This window comes from Mesorhizobium sp. M0894 (assembly GCF_040319725.1).
Taxonomy (GTDB): domain Bacteria; phylum Pseudomonadota; class Alphaproteobacteria; order Rhizobiales; family Rhizobiaceae; genus Mesorhizobium.
Genome location: NZ_JAMYOG010000040.1, coordinates 1 through 14,815, shown reverse-complemented (window position 1 = coordinate 14,815; position 14,815 = coordinate 1). Strand labels below are relative to the sequence as shown.

General features: G+C 60.3%; 14 protein-coding genes. 10 read left to right on the top strand and 4 right to left on the bottom strand.

From position 1 onward, the window contains the following. Positions 1 to 277: 277 nt before the first annotated feature. From NKH91_RS31875 to NKH91_RS31855, 5 genes are all read left to right on the top strand, one after another. The gene (locus NKH91_RS31875) at positions 278 to 913 is read left to right on the top strand and encodes a GntR family transcriptional regulator (RefSeq protein WP_502895979.1); all 636 of its coding nucleotides are present in this window, start codon (positions 278 to 280) and stop codon (positions 911 to 913) included. Between the two features lie 156 nt (positions 914 to 1,069). Then, positions 1,070 to 2,260 (top strand): ABC transporter substrate-binding protein, encoded by a 1,191-nt coding sequence (locus tag NKH91_RS31870; RefSeq protein WP_352885583.1) that lies wholly within the window; start codon positions 1,070 to 1,072, stop codon positions 2,258 to 2,260. Between the two features lie 129 nt (positions 2,261 to 2,389). After that, positions 2,390 to 3,253, top strand: a complete 864-nt coding sequence (locus NKH91_RS31865) for a carbohydrate ABC transporter permease (RefSeq protein ID WP_245278558.1) — start codon at positions 2,390 to 2,392, stop codon at positions 3,251 to 3,253. Then, on the top strand, positions 3,246 to 4,091 hold the full coding sequence (locus NKH91_RS31860) for a carbohydrate ABC transporter permease (RefSeq protein WP_352484910.1): 846 nt from the start codon (positions 3,246 to 3,248) through the stop codon (positions 4,089 to 4,091). Before NKH91_RS31865 ends, NKH91_RS31860 begins: the two co-directional genes overlap by 8 nt. 9 nt (positions 4,092 to 4,100) lie before the next feature. Further along, a complete protein-coding gene (locus tag NKH91_RS31855; protein ID WP_352496633.1) occupies positions 4,101 to 5,180 on the top strand; it encodes an ABC transporter ATP-binding protein in 1,080 nt (359 codons plus the stop codon). A gap of 126 nt (positions 5,181 to 5,306) precedes the next feature. Here NKH91_RS31855 and NKH91_RS31850 read toward each other — a convergent pair whose 3' ends face one another. Genes NKH91_RS31850 through NKH91_RS31840 form a run of 3 tightly spaced genes read right to left on the bottom strand, consistent with a single transcriptional unit; the run spans position 5,307 to position 8,868 of the window. Continuing rightward, positions 5,307 to 6,128: an alpha/beta hydrolase gene (locus NKH91_RS31850; RefSeq protein WP_352496634.1), complete on the bottom strand. Its 822-nt coding sequence runs from the start codon at positions 6,126 to 6,128 to the stop codon at positions 5,307 to 5,309. A gap of 11 nt (positions 6,129 to 6,139) precedes the next feature. Further along, entirely contained in the window at positions 6,140 to 7,627 is a 1,488-nt protein-coding gene (locus NKH91_RS31845) for an NAD-dependent succinate-semialdehyde dehydrogenase (RefSeq protein ID WP_352484914.1), read from the bottom strand. A 17-nt stretch (positions 7,628 to 7,644) separates the two neighbouring features. Then, positions 7,645 to 8,868: an iron-containing alcohol dehydrogenase gene (locus tag NKH91_RS31840; RefSeq protein WP_352885582.1), complete on the bottom strand. Its 1,224-nt coding sequence runs from the start codon at positions 8,866 to 8,868 to the stop codon at positions 7,645 to 7,647. Between the two features lie 338 nt (positions 8,869 to 9,206). Here NKH91_RS31840 and NKH91_RS31835 point away from each other — a divergent pair, with 338 nt between their 5' ends. Next, positions 9,207 to 9,899, top strand: coding sequence for a GntR family transcriptional regulator (locus NKH91_RS31835; RefSeq protein WP_352484920.1), 693 nt, complete (start codon positions 9,207 to 9,209; stop codon positions 9,897 to 9,899). A 127-nt stretch (positions 9,900 to 10,026) separates the two neighbouring features. After that, a complete protein-coding gene (locus NKH91_RS31830) occupies positions 10,027 to 10,620 on the top strand; it encodes a DJ-1/PfpI family protein (protein ID WP_023718517.1) in 594 nt (197 codons plus the stop codon). A 129-nt stretch (positions 10,621 to 10,749) separates the two neighbouring features. Here the strand turns inward: NKH91_RS31830 and NKH91_RS31825 are convergent, their stop codons facing one another. Beyond that, positions 10,750 to 11,661 carry a GntR family transcriptional regulator gene (locus NKH91_RS31825; RefSeq protein ID WP_352484916.1) on the bottom strand — a complete coding sequence of 304 codons (912 nt, stop codon included), beginning with the start codon at positions 11,659 to 11,661 and terminating at the stop codon, positions 10,750 to 10,752. 166 nt (positions 11,662 to 11,827) lie between these two features. Here NKH91_RS31825 and NKH91_RS31820 point away from each other — a divergent pair, with 166 nt between their 5' ends. From NKH91_RS31820 to NKH91_RS31810, 3 genes are all read left to right on the top strand, one after another. Next, on the top strand, positions 11,828 to 12,880 hold the full coding sequence (locus NKH91_RS31820) for an ABC transporter permease (protein ID WP_352484917.1): 1,053 nt from the start codon (positions 11,828 to 11,830) through the stop codon (positions 12,878 to 12,880). After that, complete coding sequence (locus NKH91_RS31815; protein ID WP_023718514.1) at positions 12,877 to 13,662, top strand: ATP-binding cassette domain-containing protein; 786 nt, start codon at positions 12,877 to 12,879, stop codon at positions 13,660 to 13,662. Before NKH91_RS31820 ends, NKH91_RS31815 begins: the two co-directional genes overlap by 4 nt. Positions 13,663 to 13,755: 93 nt before the next feature. Continuing rightward, positions 13,756 to 14,670, top strand: coding sequence for a sugar ABC transporter substrate-binding protein (locus NKH91_RS31810; protein ID WP_156948053.1), 915 nt, complete (start codon positions 13,756 to 13,758; stop codon positions 14,668 to 14,670). Positions 14,671 to 14,815: the final 145 nt, after the last annotated feature.

Genomic DNA, 14,815 nt, shown 5'->3' with positions numbered 1-14,815 from the left:
TCGCTCCTTCGCTCAACTGCCTCTCCAAAGAATCCTTTCTCAGCCTAAACTCAACCCCAAAATCGCCATATGCGATTCCCCTGCCGATTACCCGGTCGCGGGCGAACTGAAATCGGGTTATACGAAAATGCGAAAGGCTCATCACAGGGGCTTTCTGATCGTTTAGTATAACGCACTGATCTATCAGCTAAGATGTCTCAGTACCGAATCAATGGAGGTGCCGCAAGTGGCGGGCAAAGCAAAAGCCATCTCTCATACCCTGGTGGCGGCCACCCGTATGAGCGATGTTGCCTACGAACGAATTCTGGAACGCTTGTTCGACAGGCGCGTTCCGGTCGGGGCATTCGTTTCGCAGAGCGAACTGTCCGCGATCGTTGACGTGCCCGTCGCTCCGCTTCGTGACGCTCTGCGCAAGCTCGAGGCGGAAGGAATTCTCACCATCCATCCACGCTCCGGAATCCAGTTCATAAAACCTGGCATGGAGCTCACGCGCGCCACCTACCAATTCCGCGCCATCATAGAGCGATCGGCAATTCGCGTCTTTGCCGAGCAGGGCGATGAAGCCGTCATGAATGCCTTGGAAATGCGGCACTCCCGGCTGGTCCGGCGCATCGAACGGGAGGGTGTGGGAAAGGAGCAACTGGAGGAGATGGATGCGCTGGAGGGAGAGCTGCATGGCGCAATCATCGGCGCGCTGCGCAATCCCTTGATCGATAGCACCTATCGGCGCATGCACAATTATCTACGTCTGTTGCGGCTGGACAGCAAACTCACCTCGCCAATCATGATCCGGACACTGAAGGAACACCTCGACATCCTTGAGGCTTGCAGCACCAGGAATGCCGACGCTGCCGAAGCAAAGCTGCAGTCCCATTTCCAGGCGGCCATGCAGCGGAACCTTGGTCTGGTCTGACACGTCGTTGCTTGCCTCTCCGGCGCGGTTGCACGGCTTGGGAAATGATGTTACCCAACACTCCAACTGATCGATCAGTCTGCTGATCTGATATCTTGGAGGTTCGCATGCGGTTGAACAAAAGGTCAGTTTCTCGTGGGTTCGGCGGCCCTCGCGATGGCAGGGCGCATTGGTGGTGCCCGTGCCGCGAGTGCCATCAGTTACTGGCACCACTTCACCAGTCAGTCGGAAATGGCCAGCTTACTCAAGATCATCGGATTGTTTCAGGCGGCCAATGCAGATGTGGCGGTGACCCAGGAAAACATCCCGAACTCGGAATATATGGCCAAGGTTTCATCGGCCGTGCTGGCCGGCGGGCGTCCCGATACCGCCATGGTGATTGCCGAGCGCTTCGCCGATCTTACCGCGATGGAGGGATTGATCGATCTTACCGAGCGCGTGAATGGGTGGGAGGGCAAGGCGAACTTTCCCGACAATCGCTGGACCGGGCTTTCCAGCAATGGCGCCATTTATGCGGTTCCCGCCTTCGCCTTCGTTGACTGGATGTACTACCGCGCAGACTATTTCGAGGAAGCTGGACTGACGGGGCCACCCCGAAATTTCGACGAATTCCTTCAGGCATCCCGCAAACTGACCAATCCTTCGAAGGGCAGGTATGCCTTCGGCATGCGCGCCGGCGCCGGCGGTTTCAAATATGTCATCGATGTCATGGAGGCGTTCGGCTCGCCGATCGTCAAGGATGGGCAGCCGGCCATCGACAGGGCCGCGGCGATCGAGGCGATAACGTTCTATTCCGATCTCTTCCTGAAGGAAAAGGTCGTGCCGCCGAGCGCGCCCCACGACAGCTACCGTCAGATCATGGAAGCCTTCCGCACCGGGCAGACTGCGATGGTGTGGCATCATACCGGTTCGCTGAACGAAATCTCGAGTGCGATGAAGCAGGGTGAACAATTCTCGACCGCGCCGATGCCGGCCGGTCCGAAGGCGCATGTCGCTCGCGTCGCGTACGCCGGCAACGGCGTCATGAAGGAAGACAATATCGAGGCTGCCTGGCGGTGGGTGAGTTTCTGGGGCCAAACGGACGCTGCCCTGGCCCTGCTCGAGGGGACCGGCTATTTTCCGGCCTCCGCCGCTGCGCTGCAGGATCAGCGGATCACCGGCAATCCGATCTATAATGCGGCGACGGAAACGCTCAAGTTCGGACGCCTGCCGAACAATTTCGTCGGCGCCGCGGGCTGGTCCGAAAATGTCGTCAATCCCGCTTTCCAGTCGGTGCTGACGGGTCAGTCGACGCCGGAACAGGCAGTAGACCGCATGATCCAGGGCCTGGAGGCGGCGCTCCGCTGATCCCCGGACGTGCAGCCGTGCTCAGAACGCAACGGGACGGTGCTTTCGCATCGCAGATTCATGATAATAAGCTCGAGCAGATATCTGCCTATGCGGGCTCTCGGCGAACTATCCGAGACCCGATACTGGATGTATTTGCTGCTCCTTCCCAGCCTCGCCCTTATCCTTCTCGTGATCGCCTATCCGACGCTTTACGGCATGGCAATCAGCTTTCGCGAGATGCGTCTGACGCGTCCCGGGTTGGATGGCTGGGTCGGCTTCAAACATTATCTAGCGATGTGGTCAGACCCGGTATTCTGGATCGCATTGAAGAACACCGTCGTGTGGGTTGCTGCCGCGGTCGTGCTGGAACTATCGCTTGGTCTGCTCGCCGCGACAGCTCTCAACAGGGATTTGCCGGGCACGAAAATCTTCGCCGTGCTCATCCTGCTTCCCTACTTCCTGCCCAATGTCGTAGCGGGCCATATGTGGGCCTTGCTGCTCGATCCGCGGCTCGGAGTCATCAACGATCTTCTTGTCCGGCTAGGCGTCCTGCAGGCCTACAAGGCATGGTTTGCTGATCCCAATACTGCGCTTGCGGCGACCATTCTCGTCGAGGCCTGGCATGGGTTTCCATTCTTCGCGCTGCTGCTGCTCGCGGGCCTGAAGGGTATTCCCGAGGATCTCTACAGGGCAGCGGCGGTCGACGGCGCAGGCCTGGCGGCGCAGCTCAGGCTGATCACCTTGCCCATGCTCAAGACCGTCATCGCGGCGGCAGTGATCCTGCGCGTCATCGGTCTGGTCAATTCGCCCGATCTGCTCCTCATTCTCACCGGTGGCGGACCGGGAGATGCCACGCAAGTGCTGTCGTTGTACGCCTTTCAGACTGCCTACAAGGAGTTCAATTTCGGCTACGCATCCGCCCTGTCGGTGGTGATGTTCGTGACCCTGATGATCTTCGCGGCCGGGTATATCCGCATCTCCAGGATTACCAAAGGACAGGGCGATGATTGAAAGCAAGCGTCACCGGCGGATGATCGCGAACATCGCCACCTACATCGTGCTCGCAAGCCTGACGGTGTTCTGCATCGGTCCGATGATCTGGATGTTCCTGACATCCCTCAAATATGAGGCCGACATTGTCACCCAGACGATGCAGTACCTCCCGAGCCGCGTTACCTTCGACAATTATGTCGCCATCTGGACGCAGTCGGGTTTCCCACGGCTTATAGGCAACAGCCTCGTCGTTACCTTGCTGACGGTGACGATCTGCGTCGTCACGGGCACGCTTGCCGCCTATGCATTTTCTCGCTTCGCGTTTCGAGGCCGAGATCAGCTCATGCTCGGCTATCTTGTCGTTCGCATGTTTCCCGCAGTCATGATGATCATTCCCCTTTATGTTGTTATGCGCGGTGTGGGGCTCGTCGACAGCCGTTTCGGCCTAGCGCTTGCCTATACGAGTTTCCTGCTGCCGCTGTTCGTGTGGATGCTCAAGGGGTTCTTCGATTCGGCACCTAAGGAACTCGAGAGCGCGGCTCGCATCGACGGCTCGACAAGGCTTGGCGCCATGGTCCGTATTGTCATGCCCCTTGCGCGGAACGGCCTGGTCGCAAGTTCGGTGTTCATTGCCATCGCGGCCTGGAATGAGTTCCTGTTCGCCCTGATGCTCACGACGGGGCAGGGGTCTCGCACCTGGCCCGTGGGCCTGCAACTGATGGTCGGAGAGTTCCAGCTTCCTTGGGGCGTTCTGGCGGCAGGCGGCATTCTCAGCATCATCCCTGTCATCGTTCTCTTCGCGATTGTCCAGCGAACCATGGTCCAGGGGCTGACTGCAGGCGCCATCAAAGGTTAGGAGTTTCGCATGGCGACACTTTCCATCAGGGACGTGCGCAAGTCCTATGGCTCCGTACAGGTTCTTCACGGGGTCGACATCGAGCTCGAGGACGGAGGCTTTCTGGTTCTGCTCGGGCCGTCCGGATGCGGCAAGTCGACCTTGCTCAACATGATTGCCGGCCTCGACGACACGTCCAGCGGTGACATCCTGATCGGTGGACGCTCGGTCCTCGACCTTGCGCCCAAGGACCGCAATATCGCGATGGTGTTCCAATCCTACGCGCTTTATCCCACCATGTCGGTCGCGAGGAATATCGGCTTCGGATTGGAAATGCGTGGCGTCGGCGCCGACCAGCGCACGCGTGCCGTGGAAGATGCCGCGCGCATGTTGCAAATCTCCCATCTGCTCGATCGACGCCCCGCCAACCTTTCGGGCGGACAGCGGCAGCGCGTTGCGATGGGCCGCGCGATCGTGCGCGACCCGGAGCTGTTCCTCTTCGACGAGCCATTGTCCAATCTCGATGCCAAGCTTCGCGTGGAAATGCGCACGGAGATCAAGCGCCTGCACGAGCGTCTCGGCACGAGCATCGTCTATGTCACGCATGATCAGATCGAGGCGATGACGCTGGGCACCAAGGTGGCCGTCATGAAAAGCGGCTACATCCAGCAATTGGGCGATCCGCGCACCATCTATGAACGGCCCGCCAATATGTTCGTGGCAAGTTTCATCGGATCTCCGGCAATGAACTTCCTTGCCGGACGACTGGTCCCGGATTCGGAAGGTGTCCGGTTTCAAGCGAGCGGTGTATCGATCGTGTTGCCGACGCGGAACCGGCAGGTGGACTCTGAGCGACCGGTGATGTTGGGCATACGGCCTGAAGAGCTGAGAACCGTTGCGGAGAATCGAGCTTCGATCATTGGGGAGATCGACGTGGTAGAGCCCACCGGGCCTGAAACCATGGTGACTGTGCAGGTCGGCGAGAACGCGATCATCGCGCGCCTGCCGCCGAGGTTTGCCGGCCGGCGCAAAGAGCCAATATTTCTTGCCGTCGATCCGGCGAGCGTCAACCTGTTCGATCCGGATAGCGAGCAGCGCATCGACATTTAGGACGTGGATACCAGCGGCTGGACGCAGTGGCGCAGGGATCCGCGATGTCGCCTCGAACTCATCCGGAGCGAATGCGGACCGCTTGCGGTCAAGCTGCGCTGGGTGAGCGGTATCTCGGCAGGGTAGTCAGCGGGCCTTGGCGATCAGTTCTGTCAGGCAATCAGCAGCCTCCGTCCCTGGCACGCCAAGATCTCTGACACTGTCCATGTGGTTGCGGTTCGGGAGCACATGCGACGTTACCAACGATCCCTGCCGCACCAAGCTTGCTTTGAATCGATCGGCTTGCTGATGGAAGGGTGGCGTCTCATTGGCTCCGACCAGAACCGCCGCCCTGGTTTGAGGATCATGCCGACAGGCGAGCGGCGTAAACATGGCGACTTCCTCGTCGGTTATTCCAATCTCGTGGGCGAGAAAGGAATCCTGGAGCGGTTTCAAATCGTAGAGCCCGCTCAGCAGAAGAGCTGCCCTTACATTCGAGGGGGTATGCTCGTCGTTGAACAGAAACGTTGCAAGATGTGCTCCAGCCGAATGACCACTGACAGTCAGGGCCGCCGGGTTTCCGCCATGATCGGCGATGTTGGCCAGGATCCACTGCTTGGCGCGGCGCACCTGGTCGACGATCGTCGCCATTCGGACCTTGGGCATCAGAGCATAATCAAGGATGACGGCAATGGCCCCGGCCTGGGTAATCGTCGTCGCGACATATGAATAGTCGCGCTTGGAGAACATTCTCCAGTAGCCGCCATGGACAAAGATGTGCACCGGCAGCGCCGTTCTTTTCCCCGGGGGAAAGAACAGATCCATGGTTTCGGTCGGATCCGGTCCGCAGGCCACGTCCGCGGTCATCGCAATGGTGGCGCGGGCGGCCTCGCTGCGGCCAACGAAGTCCTGCACGATTTCGTCAAAATCCGCGACGTGGTCGCGGATGCGAAAGGGATCGTCTTGCATGCTTTCTCCGCTCACATGCTGATGGCGAGGTATTTCGCCTCCATGAACTCGGCAATGCCGTGATGCTGCCCTCCCTCGCGGCCGAGCCCACTCTGCTTAACGCCGCCGAAGGGGGCCGCCGGATCGGACATCAGCCCCCGGTTGACAGCGATCATCCCGGCCTCGATCCGGGAGGCCACCCGCATGCCGCGCGCCAGATCGCGCGTGTAGATGTAGGCAGCAAGCCCATATTCGGTGTCATTGGCGCGTGTGATGACCTCAGCCTCGGTGTCGAAGCTCGAGATCGGCGCCACGGGCCCGAATATCTCCTCATGCGCCATCTTTGCGTCGCCTGGCACGTCGCGAAGCACTGTAGGAGGGTAGAAGAAACCAGTTCCGGACAGGACTGAGCCGCCGCACATGACCCGCGCGCCGCGTGCGACCGCGTCGATGACAAGGCGATCTATCTTCTCGACCGCCTTTTTCGTGATCATGGGTCCGCATTCCGTGTCCGGGTCGGTGCCAGGGCCGACCTTGAGCGACGACATCCGCTTCTTGAGGCCGTCCGAGAAGGCTTCGTAAATGCCAGATTGCACGTAGAGGCGGTTGGCGGCCGTACAGGCCTCACCGGCGTTACGCATCTTGGCTACCATTGCGCCATCGAGCGCCGCTTCGAGATCAGCGTCGTCGAACACAATGAACGGTGCGTTGCCGCCGAGTTCCATCGAACACGAAACCACATGCCTGGCAGCCTCTGCCAGCAGAGCGCGACCCACACCCGTCGAACCGGTGAAGGAGAGCTTGCGCACTCGCGGGTCGGCCAGCATGGCCGCTGTCAAAGGGCCGGGACTGGAGGTCGTCAGGACGTTGACCACCCCCGGTGGCACGCCTGCGTCCTGATAGAGCGCGGCCAGCGCGTAGGCGGTAAGCGGGGTCTCGCTGGCTGGCTTCAAGATCACCGTGCATCCAGCGGCAAGTGCTGGCGCGATCTTGCGGGTCGCCATCGCGGCAGGAAAATTCCAAGGCGTGATCAGGACGCAGATACCGATCGGTTCGTAGTCGACTACGATGCGATTGGTGCCGGAAGGCGCAATACCGAATTCGCCAGTAATGCGAACGGCCTCCTCGGCATTCCAACGGAAAAATTCCGCGGCATAAGCGATCTCGCCGCGGGCATCCCGCAGAGCCTTGCCGTTTTCCAATGCGATGAGAGTCGCGAGCGCCTCTGATCGTTCCGTCATCAGTTCAAAGCAGCGTCTGAGGATCTCGGAACGCTTTCGCGGCGACGTTGTCCGCCAGCCATGGGCTGCCTTGGCAGCGGCGTCAACGGCAGCGGCCGCGTCGTTCACGGTCGCATCGGGCACAGCGGCGATGACAGCCTCGGTCGAAGGATCGACGACCGGAATCACCCTGCCATCCGCGGACTGGCGCCATTCGCCGCCAATATACAGCCCGTGCGAGATTGTGTGGAAGTCGCTGATTCCCTGATCATCCGACAGAACCTGTGAAAACGTGTTCATCTCGATATTCCCGATTGTTACATGATGCTGGCGAGGTCGCCATCAAAGGCGGCCTGGACCAGGCGTCGCATGGACCCCAAGTCGAATGGACGCGGATTGTTCTTGATGAGGCGCTCGATACCAATCGCTTGTTCGGCCGTCCAATCGAGCTTATCGGCGGGCAGCCCCAGTTCGGCCAACGAGGGGGTGATCCCGATTGCCCCAAACAGCCGACTGACCTCGCCAATGGTCGCGTCGGCCAACTCTTCGGGCGTACAGCCCTTTGCATCGAGGCAGAGCGCGTCGGCGATCTCGGCCATCTCGGTCGCTGCGGCTGTTTTGTTGTACTTCATGACGTATGGCAGCATGGTGGCGACACCCAGTCCGTGAGGGGTGTGGGTTATCGCGCCAACCGGGTATTGCACGGCGTGCGCTGCCGCTGTGCCGGCCGTTCCGAACGCACAGCCGGCGGCCAGTGCACCCATCATCACGTCGGCCCGGGCGTCCTCGTCAGAGGGCTGGCGGTATGCCGTTTCAAGGCTTCGGCCAAGCAGCTTGATCGCCAGCAGGGCGAAATGATCGGTCAAAGCGGTTTTGCCGATAAAGACATGTTTCTGCGGAAGGCCGGGATCGGTCCCCCGCCTGACGGCGGTGAAGGCCTCGATTGCATGCGTCAGCGCATCGGCGCCTGCGATCGCCGTCAATGCCGGCGGGCATGTCATCGTCAGTTCAGGATCGCAGATGGCCGCGGCCGCGATCAGATATGGGCTGGAGATGCCGACCTTCAGGGTGCGATCCGGATCGGAGATTACGGCGACCGGGGTCACTTCAGAGCCCGTGCCGGCTGTCGTCGGCACCGCGATCAGCGGCAGCGTCGGGCCGGGCACCTTGAACTCGCCGTAGTAATCCTGGAGCTGACCGCCCTGAGTGATGAGCAACGCGGCGCATTTGGCCATATCGAGACAACTGCCGCCGCCAATGCCGATCACCATGTCGGGCGCGAACCTCCGTGCTTCCTCGACGCAGACGGCAACGGTGTCCCGGGGAACGTCGGGTAGCACGCGGTCATGCACCAGTACGTCTATCGAGCTGGCTCGCAGCGCCGCGACGATCTCTCCAAACGGGCCCGTTGCGGCAAAACGTTCATCGGTGCAGACGAGCACGCGACGCCCGAGCCTGGCCGCGACAACCGGAATGACGTGGCGTTGGCCCTTCCCGAAGAGGATTTCGCGCGGCAGCCTTATGGCAGCGAAAAGGCTCATTATCTGCATCCTGTGATGATGTCTGGATTGGAATGCGAAAGGCCGTTCAACTCGGCCCAAAGGCTGGGTTTGACGTCAAACCCCACTTGCAGCACGCTTGCGTTCCGACGCGTTGAACCATCGCCCGGAGCGCTGACGGTCCGTTCAGGCTCGGACGGTGAGGAAGCCCGGCCCGCGGAGTCGGCCCGCTGCTCCAGCAGGGCCACCGCAAGTACGATTGCTTTGTCTTGAACCAGCCTCAAATTATATCCTCTATAAAATCGTATAGGATATAGGATTGCATTGGCCGAAGCATCGTGTTAGCAACTCAATGTGTCAAGGGGCAAAAAATGCAGGCCATGAACTTACCCAGTCTAGATGAACCGAACCTCGCCGGCGGGCGTATCCAGCGCTCCAGCAGCCTGGTTGAGGACGTCTACGAAGCGATTTTTGCGCAACTCATGTCGCTGAAGATTGCGCCGGGCTCGCGCATCACGGTCGACAGTCTGGTCAAGGAATTCAACGTCTCCCACACGCCGATCCGCGAGGCGCTCGGCCGGCTCGAAGGCGAAGGCCTGGTGCTGAAGACGCATCTGATCGGTTACCGCGCTGCGCCGCAGATCACGAAACGACGGTTTGACGAGCTCTACGAGCTTCGCCTGCTGCTCGAGCCTCATGGCGCGGCCAAGGCAGCCGCGCTCATGGACGAGGTAAAGCTCGCACAGCTTCAGGAATCGGCGGGCGTCATGGCGCGCCGTGAAGGCAAGGACGAGCGTCTGAGGTATTCCAACTTCGCCCGCCAGGATGCCATTTTCCATGACAAGGTCATGGAATTCGCCAACAACGAACTCGTGCGCGAGACGCTGGCGCACCAGCATACCCACTTCCACATATTTCGCCTGATGTTCCATTCGCGCGTCACCGAGGAGGCGCTCGACGAGCATGAGGCCATTCTGGCCGCTTTCGCTGCGGCCGATCCTGCCGCTGCCGAGCAGGCGATGCGTCGCCATATCGAGCATTCCCGCGACCGTTTGTTGCTGGCGTTCGACTGAGACTGTCCCGATGTCTTTGATCACAGGCCAGTGCCAAGGATACTTCCCCGATTCACCCTTCTAGAAAGTCAAACCCACCGGGCGAGTACAGGTCTCGCCCGGCCGTTGTCACAGGAAAGGTACGACCATGCCAGGCAAAAAGATCCTAATGCTGACCGGTGAATTCACCGAGGAATACGAAATCTTCGTCTACCAGCAGGCGATGGAAGCGGTGGGCCACACGGTTCACGTTGTGTGCCCAGACAAAAGCGCCGGAGACCTGATCAAAACATCGCTGCACGATTTCGAGGGCGATCAGACCTACACCGAAAAGCTCGGCCACTATGCGCTGATCAACAAGACCTTTTCCGACGCTGAGAAGCAGCTGGAGCAATACCACGCTGTGTACTGCGCCGGCGGTCGTGGGCCCGAATACATCCGCACCGACAAGCGCGTGCAGGCGATGGTGCGCCACTTCCACGAAACCAAAAAGCCGATTTTCACGATCTGCCACGGCGTGCAGATCCTGATTGCGGTAGACGGCGTCGTGCGTGGCAAGAAGGTCGGCGCACTGGCGGCATGCGAGCCCGAAGTGACGCTTGCGGGCGGCACCTATATCGACCTGTCTCCAACGGAGGCATATGTCGACGGCACGATGGTTTCAGCCAAGGGCTGGACGGCGCTTGCAGCGTTTATCCGCGAGTGCCTGAACGTGCTTGGGACAGAAATCCGCCACGCGTAGACCTTCTTCCGACGCGTCTCAAAGGGGTGCGTCGGTTCCCTTTCTGGAAGGGCATTGTCACCGCAATTCGGCTTCGGATCATAAACGCCCGCATCGCGCTGTTTGCCCCCCAGGTTCAAAGCTCTTTCGTTATGCATTGATGCTCGTTTCATCAAATCCCGTAAGCGAACGCATCAGTGTTTCCCTTGCTGAAGCCAGATGCGCTCGGCAGGCTACCTCAATCCGAGTGGCGTTGCGGCTCTCAAGCGCATCGATATAGGCAATGTGTTCGTGGATTGCGGCAAGGTTGCGCTGCTTTTCGTCCTGCTTGTTCCACTGATAGTGGTAGTGAAAAATGAACATGATGATGTCGTAGAAATCATCGATGAAGCGGTTCGGTGATGCCTCGTTTATAAGCCGGTGGAACCGGTTATCCAGGCCGGAGAAGTCGTGAAAGCGGCTCTCAATTCGCTCCAGCAGGTCGGCATGCGCCATCTTGAGCGCGGCGAGTTTCGACCATAGCGGAGAGCTGTTCGGCTGCAGTGAAAACAGTTGTGCCGAACGCAGTTCAAACATCACCCGGATCTCGAAGAGCTCAAGTGCAAAGTCTTCAGTGAAACCCTTGAAAAGCCAGCCTGTATTCGGCCTTTTCTCGATCAGTCCAAACCGGCTGAAGCGGATCAGGAATTCGCGAATTCCATTGGTCGCAACACCGAATTGCCGTGCAAGCTCAAGCTCATTGATGCTGGTTCCGGGCCTGGTGTCACCCCGCAGCATCCACTCCATGAACTGCTGTTCGACATGCTTGGCGCGAGGCGTAGTTTCGGCGTCCGGATAGTAGTCGTTGTCGCCGACCGCGCGGCCCGTCGCTCTGAGGCCGTGGCGTTCGGTGACAAGTTCGCGGTTAACAAGTTCTCGCAGGACCTTTCGGACGGTTGTGCGGCTGACGCACATTCGCCGTCTAAGCTCATTTTCGGAAGGAAGTTCGCCGGCCAATTGTCCGTCGCGCAGCATATTTGCAGCTCGATTGAAGGCCTTCTTGTAGACGGTGTCCGTTCTCATCGGATTTCCTTGGAACAATACCTTGTCCTTTTTAGCATGAACTTTATCCATAAAAAACAACTTGACCCGACTACACCAGTTGTTTTTTATCGATAAGAAGAGGACCTGAACACGAACTGAGTTTTTGACGACGCGGCTCGCACAAGCTGCGGCGGGGAGGGGAAATTTGCCTGAAACGGGAAACACCGGCACGACTGTCGGCGAGGCCGCGTTGCCGGCATCCAGGAAGTCAGAAGCCGTCCCCGGCCTTGCGCTTGGCCTGATGCTGCTGAGCGCTGGTCCGGTCGTCATCCTGGTGCTGCTGGTCGCCGTCCTCAGCTTTCTGTCACCCTATTTCCTGACAGGACGCAATCTCAGCAACATCCTCGCCCAGACGGCCGTCATCTCGGTTGTGGCGATGGGCCAGCATCTGGTGATCCTGACACGCGGCATCGATCTCTCCGTCGGCTCGAACCTTGCGCTGGCTTCCGTCGTTGGCGCGCTGAGCTTTCATGCTGGCGCCCCCGCCATCGTTGTGATCGCGGTGATGGTTGGCTGCGGTGCCGCGGTCGGCGCGATCAACGGGCTCTTCTATGTCTTCGGCCGACTGCCGCATCCTTTCATCATCACGCTGGCAACATTGAGCATCGCCAAGGGGTTGGCGCTGCAACTGGCCGATGGCCGCGCCATCCCTGGCATGCCGGATTCGATCGATGCGCTTGGCCGCGACGCGGTCTGGGGTCTGCCTGGATCGGTTTTCGTTGTTGCCGGCGTTGCCGCGGTGCTTTTCGTCATGGCTAAAACCATGGTCTGGGGGCGCTGGATTTATGCGGTTGGCGGCCGGCCCGACGCTGCGTTGCGCATGGGTATTCCCGTGTCCTGGGTCCTGGTTTCCGTCTATGTCATCTCAGGGCTGTGCGCCGGCATCGGTTCAGTCATCCTTGCCGGCCGCACCGACGCCGGTTCGCCGCTCTTCGGCAATCTGCTGGAACTGGATACGATCGCGGCGGTGATCATTGGCGGCGCCAGCTTTCTTGGTGGTCGCGGCCACCTCGGCCATGCCTTGATCGGCGCCATCATGATCGGCGTTATCCGCAACGCGCTCAACCTGCTCAACGTCAACGTCTTTTTCCAGCTCATCGTCATCGGCGTGGTCATCGTCATAGCGGTCGAGTCCGACGTGCTGCGCAATTACCTCGAAGGGCGTGTGCGTGTCATGCAAGCCGGGAGGCAGTCATGAGCGCTGCTGCGGCCAACGTCGATCATGCGGTCACCGCGGACAATCCCGTGCTGGCGGTACGCGGTGCGACCAAGCGTTTCGGTTCGGTTCTGGCTCTGGACGATGTCAGCATCGAGGTGCGGCGAGGCGAGATCGTCGGCCTGCTCGGCGACAATGGCGCGGGTAAATCGACGCTAACCAAATGCATCAGCGGGGTGCACCAACTCGATGCCGGCGCGATCTTTTTGGATGGTGCGCCAACGCAGATACGCTCCCCTGCGGATGCGCGCTTCGCCGGCATCGAGACCGTCTATCAGGACCTGGCGCTGTTCGACAATCTGACACCGGGACAGAACTTCTTTGCCGGCCGCGAGCTGGCTGGCCCGCAATGGCTTCCGCGCGGCCTGCGATTTCTGCAGCAGCGCCGAATGGACGCCGAGACCCGCGCTCTGTTGGTGAATCTCAAGGTCACGTTGCCGCGGCTGGATGCCGTCGTCGCCATGATGTCGGGTGGACAAAGACAAGCCATTGCCGTGGCCCGCTCGACCGTATTCGCCCGCAAGGTTGTCATTCTGGATGAGCCGACCGCCGCACTCGGCCTGCGTGAATCACGGCAGGTGCTCAATCTGGTTGCTGCGCTCCGCGACCAGGGCAATGCCGTCATCCTGATCACTCACAACATGGAACACGTCGTCGAACTCGCCGATCGCGCGGTGGTGCTTCGCCAGGGCCGCAGGGTCGGCGAACTGGTGCCGACCAAGGACAACAAACAGGAGCTGGTTTCCATGATCGTTGGAGCCTGACCCGTTCGAGATTTGGGGACCGTTCCGGTCCGCAAATGCCTGAAGCGTCTCCCGCAGGGAGGCGTCTCAATCCAAGGGAGGAAAACAATGCCAATGAACCGAAAACTGTTCGCAGGGCTGGCGATCGCCGTTGCGTTTTCTATGCCGGCTTCGGCCGCAGACAAGATCAAGATCGGCCTGATCACGAAATTCCCGGTGCCGTTCTACTCGACCATGGAGGACGCCGCCAAAAAATACGCGGCCGCTCATCCGGAGATCGAACTGGTCACCGGCCAGGGCCAGGCGGCCACCGACATTGAAGGCCAGATCGCTCTGATCGAATCCATGATCACGCAAGGCGTCAAAGGGCTTGCAATCACTCCGGTCGACCCGACGGTCGCGCCGGCGCTCGACAAGGCGGTGGCCGCCGGCATCAAGGTGGTTCTCGTCGACAACAGCATCCCCAACTGGAAAGGCCAGACGGCGTTGGTATCGACCAATAACCTCAATGGCGGCAAGATCGCCGGAGAATACCTGAAGACGGTGCTCAAGAGCGGTGACAAGATCGGTATTCTGCAAGGCGTTCCCGGGGTGCCGGCTCTGGATGACCGGGTCACGGGCATGATGGAGGGACTGGGTGAGGTAAAGGTCGAGGTCGTCGGCAAAGGTGCAACCAACTGCACGCTGGAACTTGGCACGTCAGTGACCGAAGACATTCTGACGGCCAATCCTGATCTCAAGGCAATCTACGCGGCCTGCGGCCCGCCGATCCCTGGAGCCGTCAAGTCGATCAGCAATGCAGGCATTGCCAACGACAACCTCATAGTGGTCGGCTTTGACGCCTGCTGCGGTGAGATCGAAGCGATCAAGTCAGGGGCGGAGGACGCCAGCGTAGCTCAATTTCCTGCAAAAATGGGCGAGCTTGGCATCGACACCGTCGTCAGGGCCATCCGTGGGGAACCCGTCGAGGCCAATGTGGATACCGGCGCCGGACTGGTGACGCTGCAGAACGTCAAGGACTTCGAGTGATCCACCAGCGGTGGGGGGGGGGGGGGCCGCCCGCCCCCGGCGGCGGGGGGGCGGCCGCCGGGGACGGGGGGGGGGGGGGTGGGGGGGGGCGCCGCCGCCCCGCGTGGTGAGGTGGCGCCGCGCCCCCCGCGCGGGGGGGGGGGCG

Excerpts from the sequence above, each read along its gene's own strand:
- NKH91_RS31875 (WP_502895979.1), top strand. The coding sequence starts at position 278 with ATGAGCGATGTTGCCTACGAACGAATTCTGGAACGCTTGTTCGACAGG.
- NKH91_RS31870 (WP_352885583.1), top strand. The coding sequence starts at position 1,070 with ATGGCAGGGCGCATTGGTGGTGCCCGTGCCGCGAGTGCCATCAGTTAC.
- NKH91_RS31865 (WP_245278558.1), top strand. The coding sequence starts at position 2,390 with ATGTATTTGCTGCTCCTTCCCAGCCTCGCCCTTATCCTTCTCGTGATC.
- NKH91_RS31860 (WP_352484910.1), top strand. The coding sequence starts at position 3,246 with ATGATTGAAAGCAAGCGTCACCGGCGGATGATCGCGAACATCGCCACC.
- NKH91_RS31855 (WP_352496633.1), top strand. The coding sequence starts at position 4,101 with ATGGCGACACTTTCCATCAGGGACGTGCGCAAGTCCTATGGCTCCGTA.
- NKH91_RS31850 (WP_352496634.1), bottom strand. The coding sequence starts at position 6,128 with ATGCAAGACGATCCCTTTCGCATCCGCGACCACGTCGCGGATTTTGAC.
- NKH91_RS31845 (WP_352484914.1), bottom strand. The coding sequence starts at position 7,627 with ATGAACACGTTTTCACAGGTTCTGTCGGATGATCAGGGAATCAGCGAC.
- NKH91_RS31840 (WP_352885582.1), bottom strand. The coding sequence starts at position 8,868 with ATGAGCCTTTTCGCTGCCATAAGGCTGCCGCGCGAAATCCTCTTCGGG.
- NKH91_RS31835 (WP_352484920.1), top strand. The coding sequence starts at position 9,207 with ATGAACTTACCCAGTCTAGATGAACCGAACCTCGCCGGCGGGCGTATC.
- NKH91_RS31830 (WP_023718517.1), top strand. The coding sequence starts at position 10,027 with ATGCCAGGCAAAAAGATCCTAATGCTGACCGGTGAATTCACCGAGGAA.
- NKH91_RS31825 (WP_352484916.1), bottom strand. The coding sequence starts at position 11,661 with ATGAGAACGGACACCGTCTACAAGAAGGCCTTCAATCGAGCTGCAAAT.
- NKH91_RS31815 (WP_023718514.1), top strand. The coding sequence starts at position 12,877 with ATGAGCGCTGCTGCGGCCAACGTCGATCATGCGGTCACCGCGGACAAT.
- NKH91_RS31810 (WP_156948053.1), top strand. The coding sequence starts at position 13,756 with ATGAACCGAAAACTGTTCGCAGGGCTGGCGATCGCCGTTGCGTTTTCT.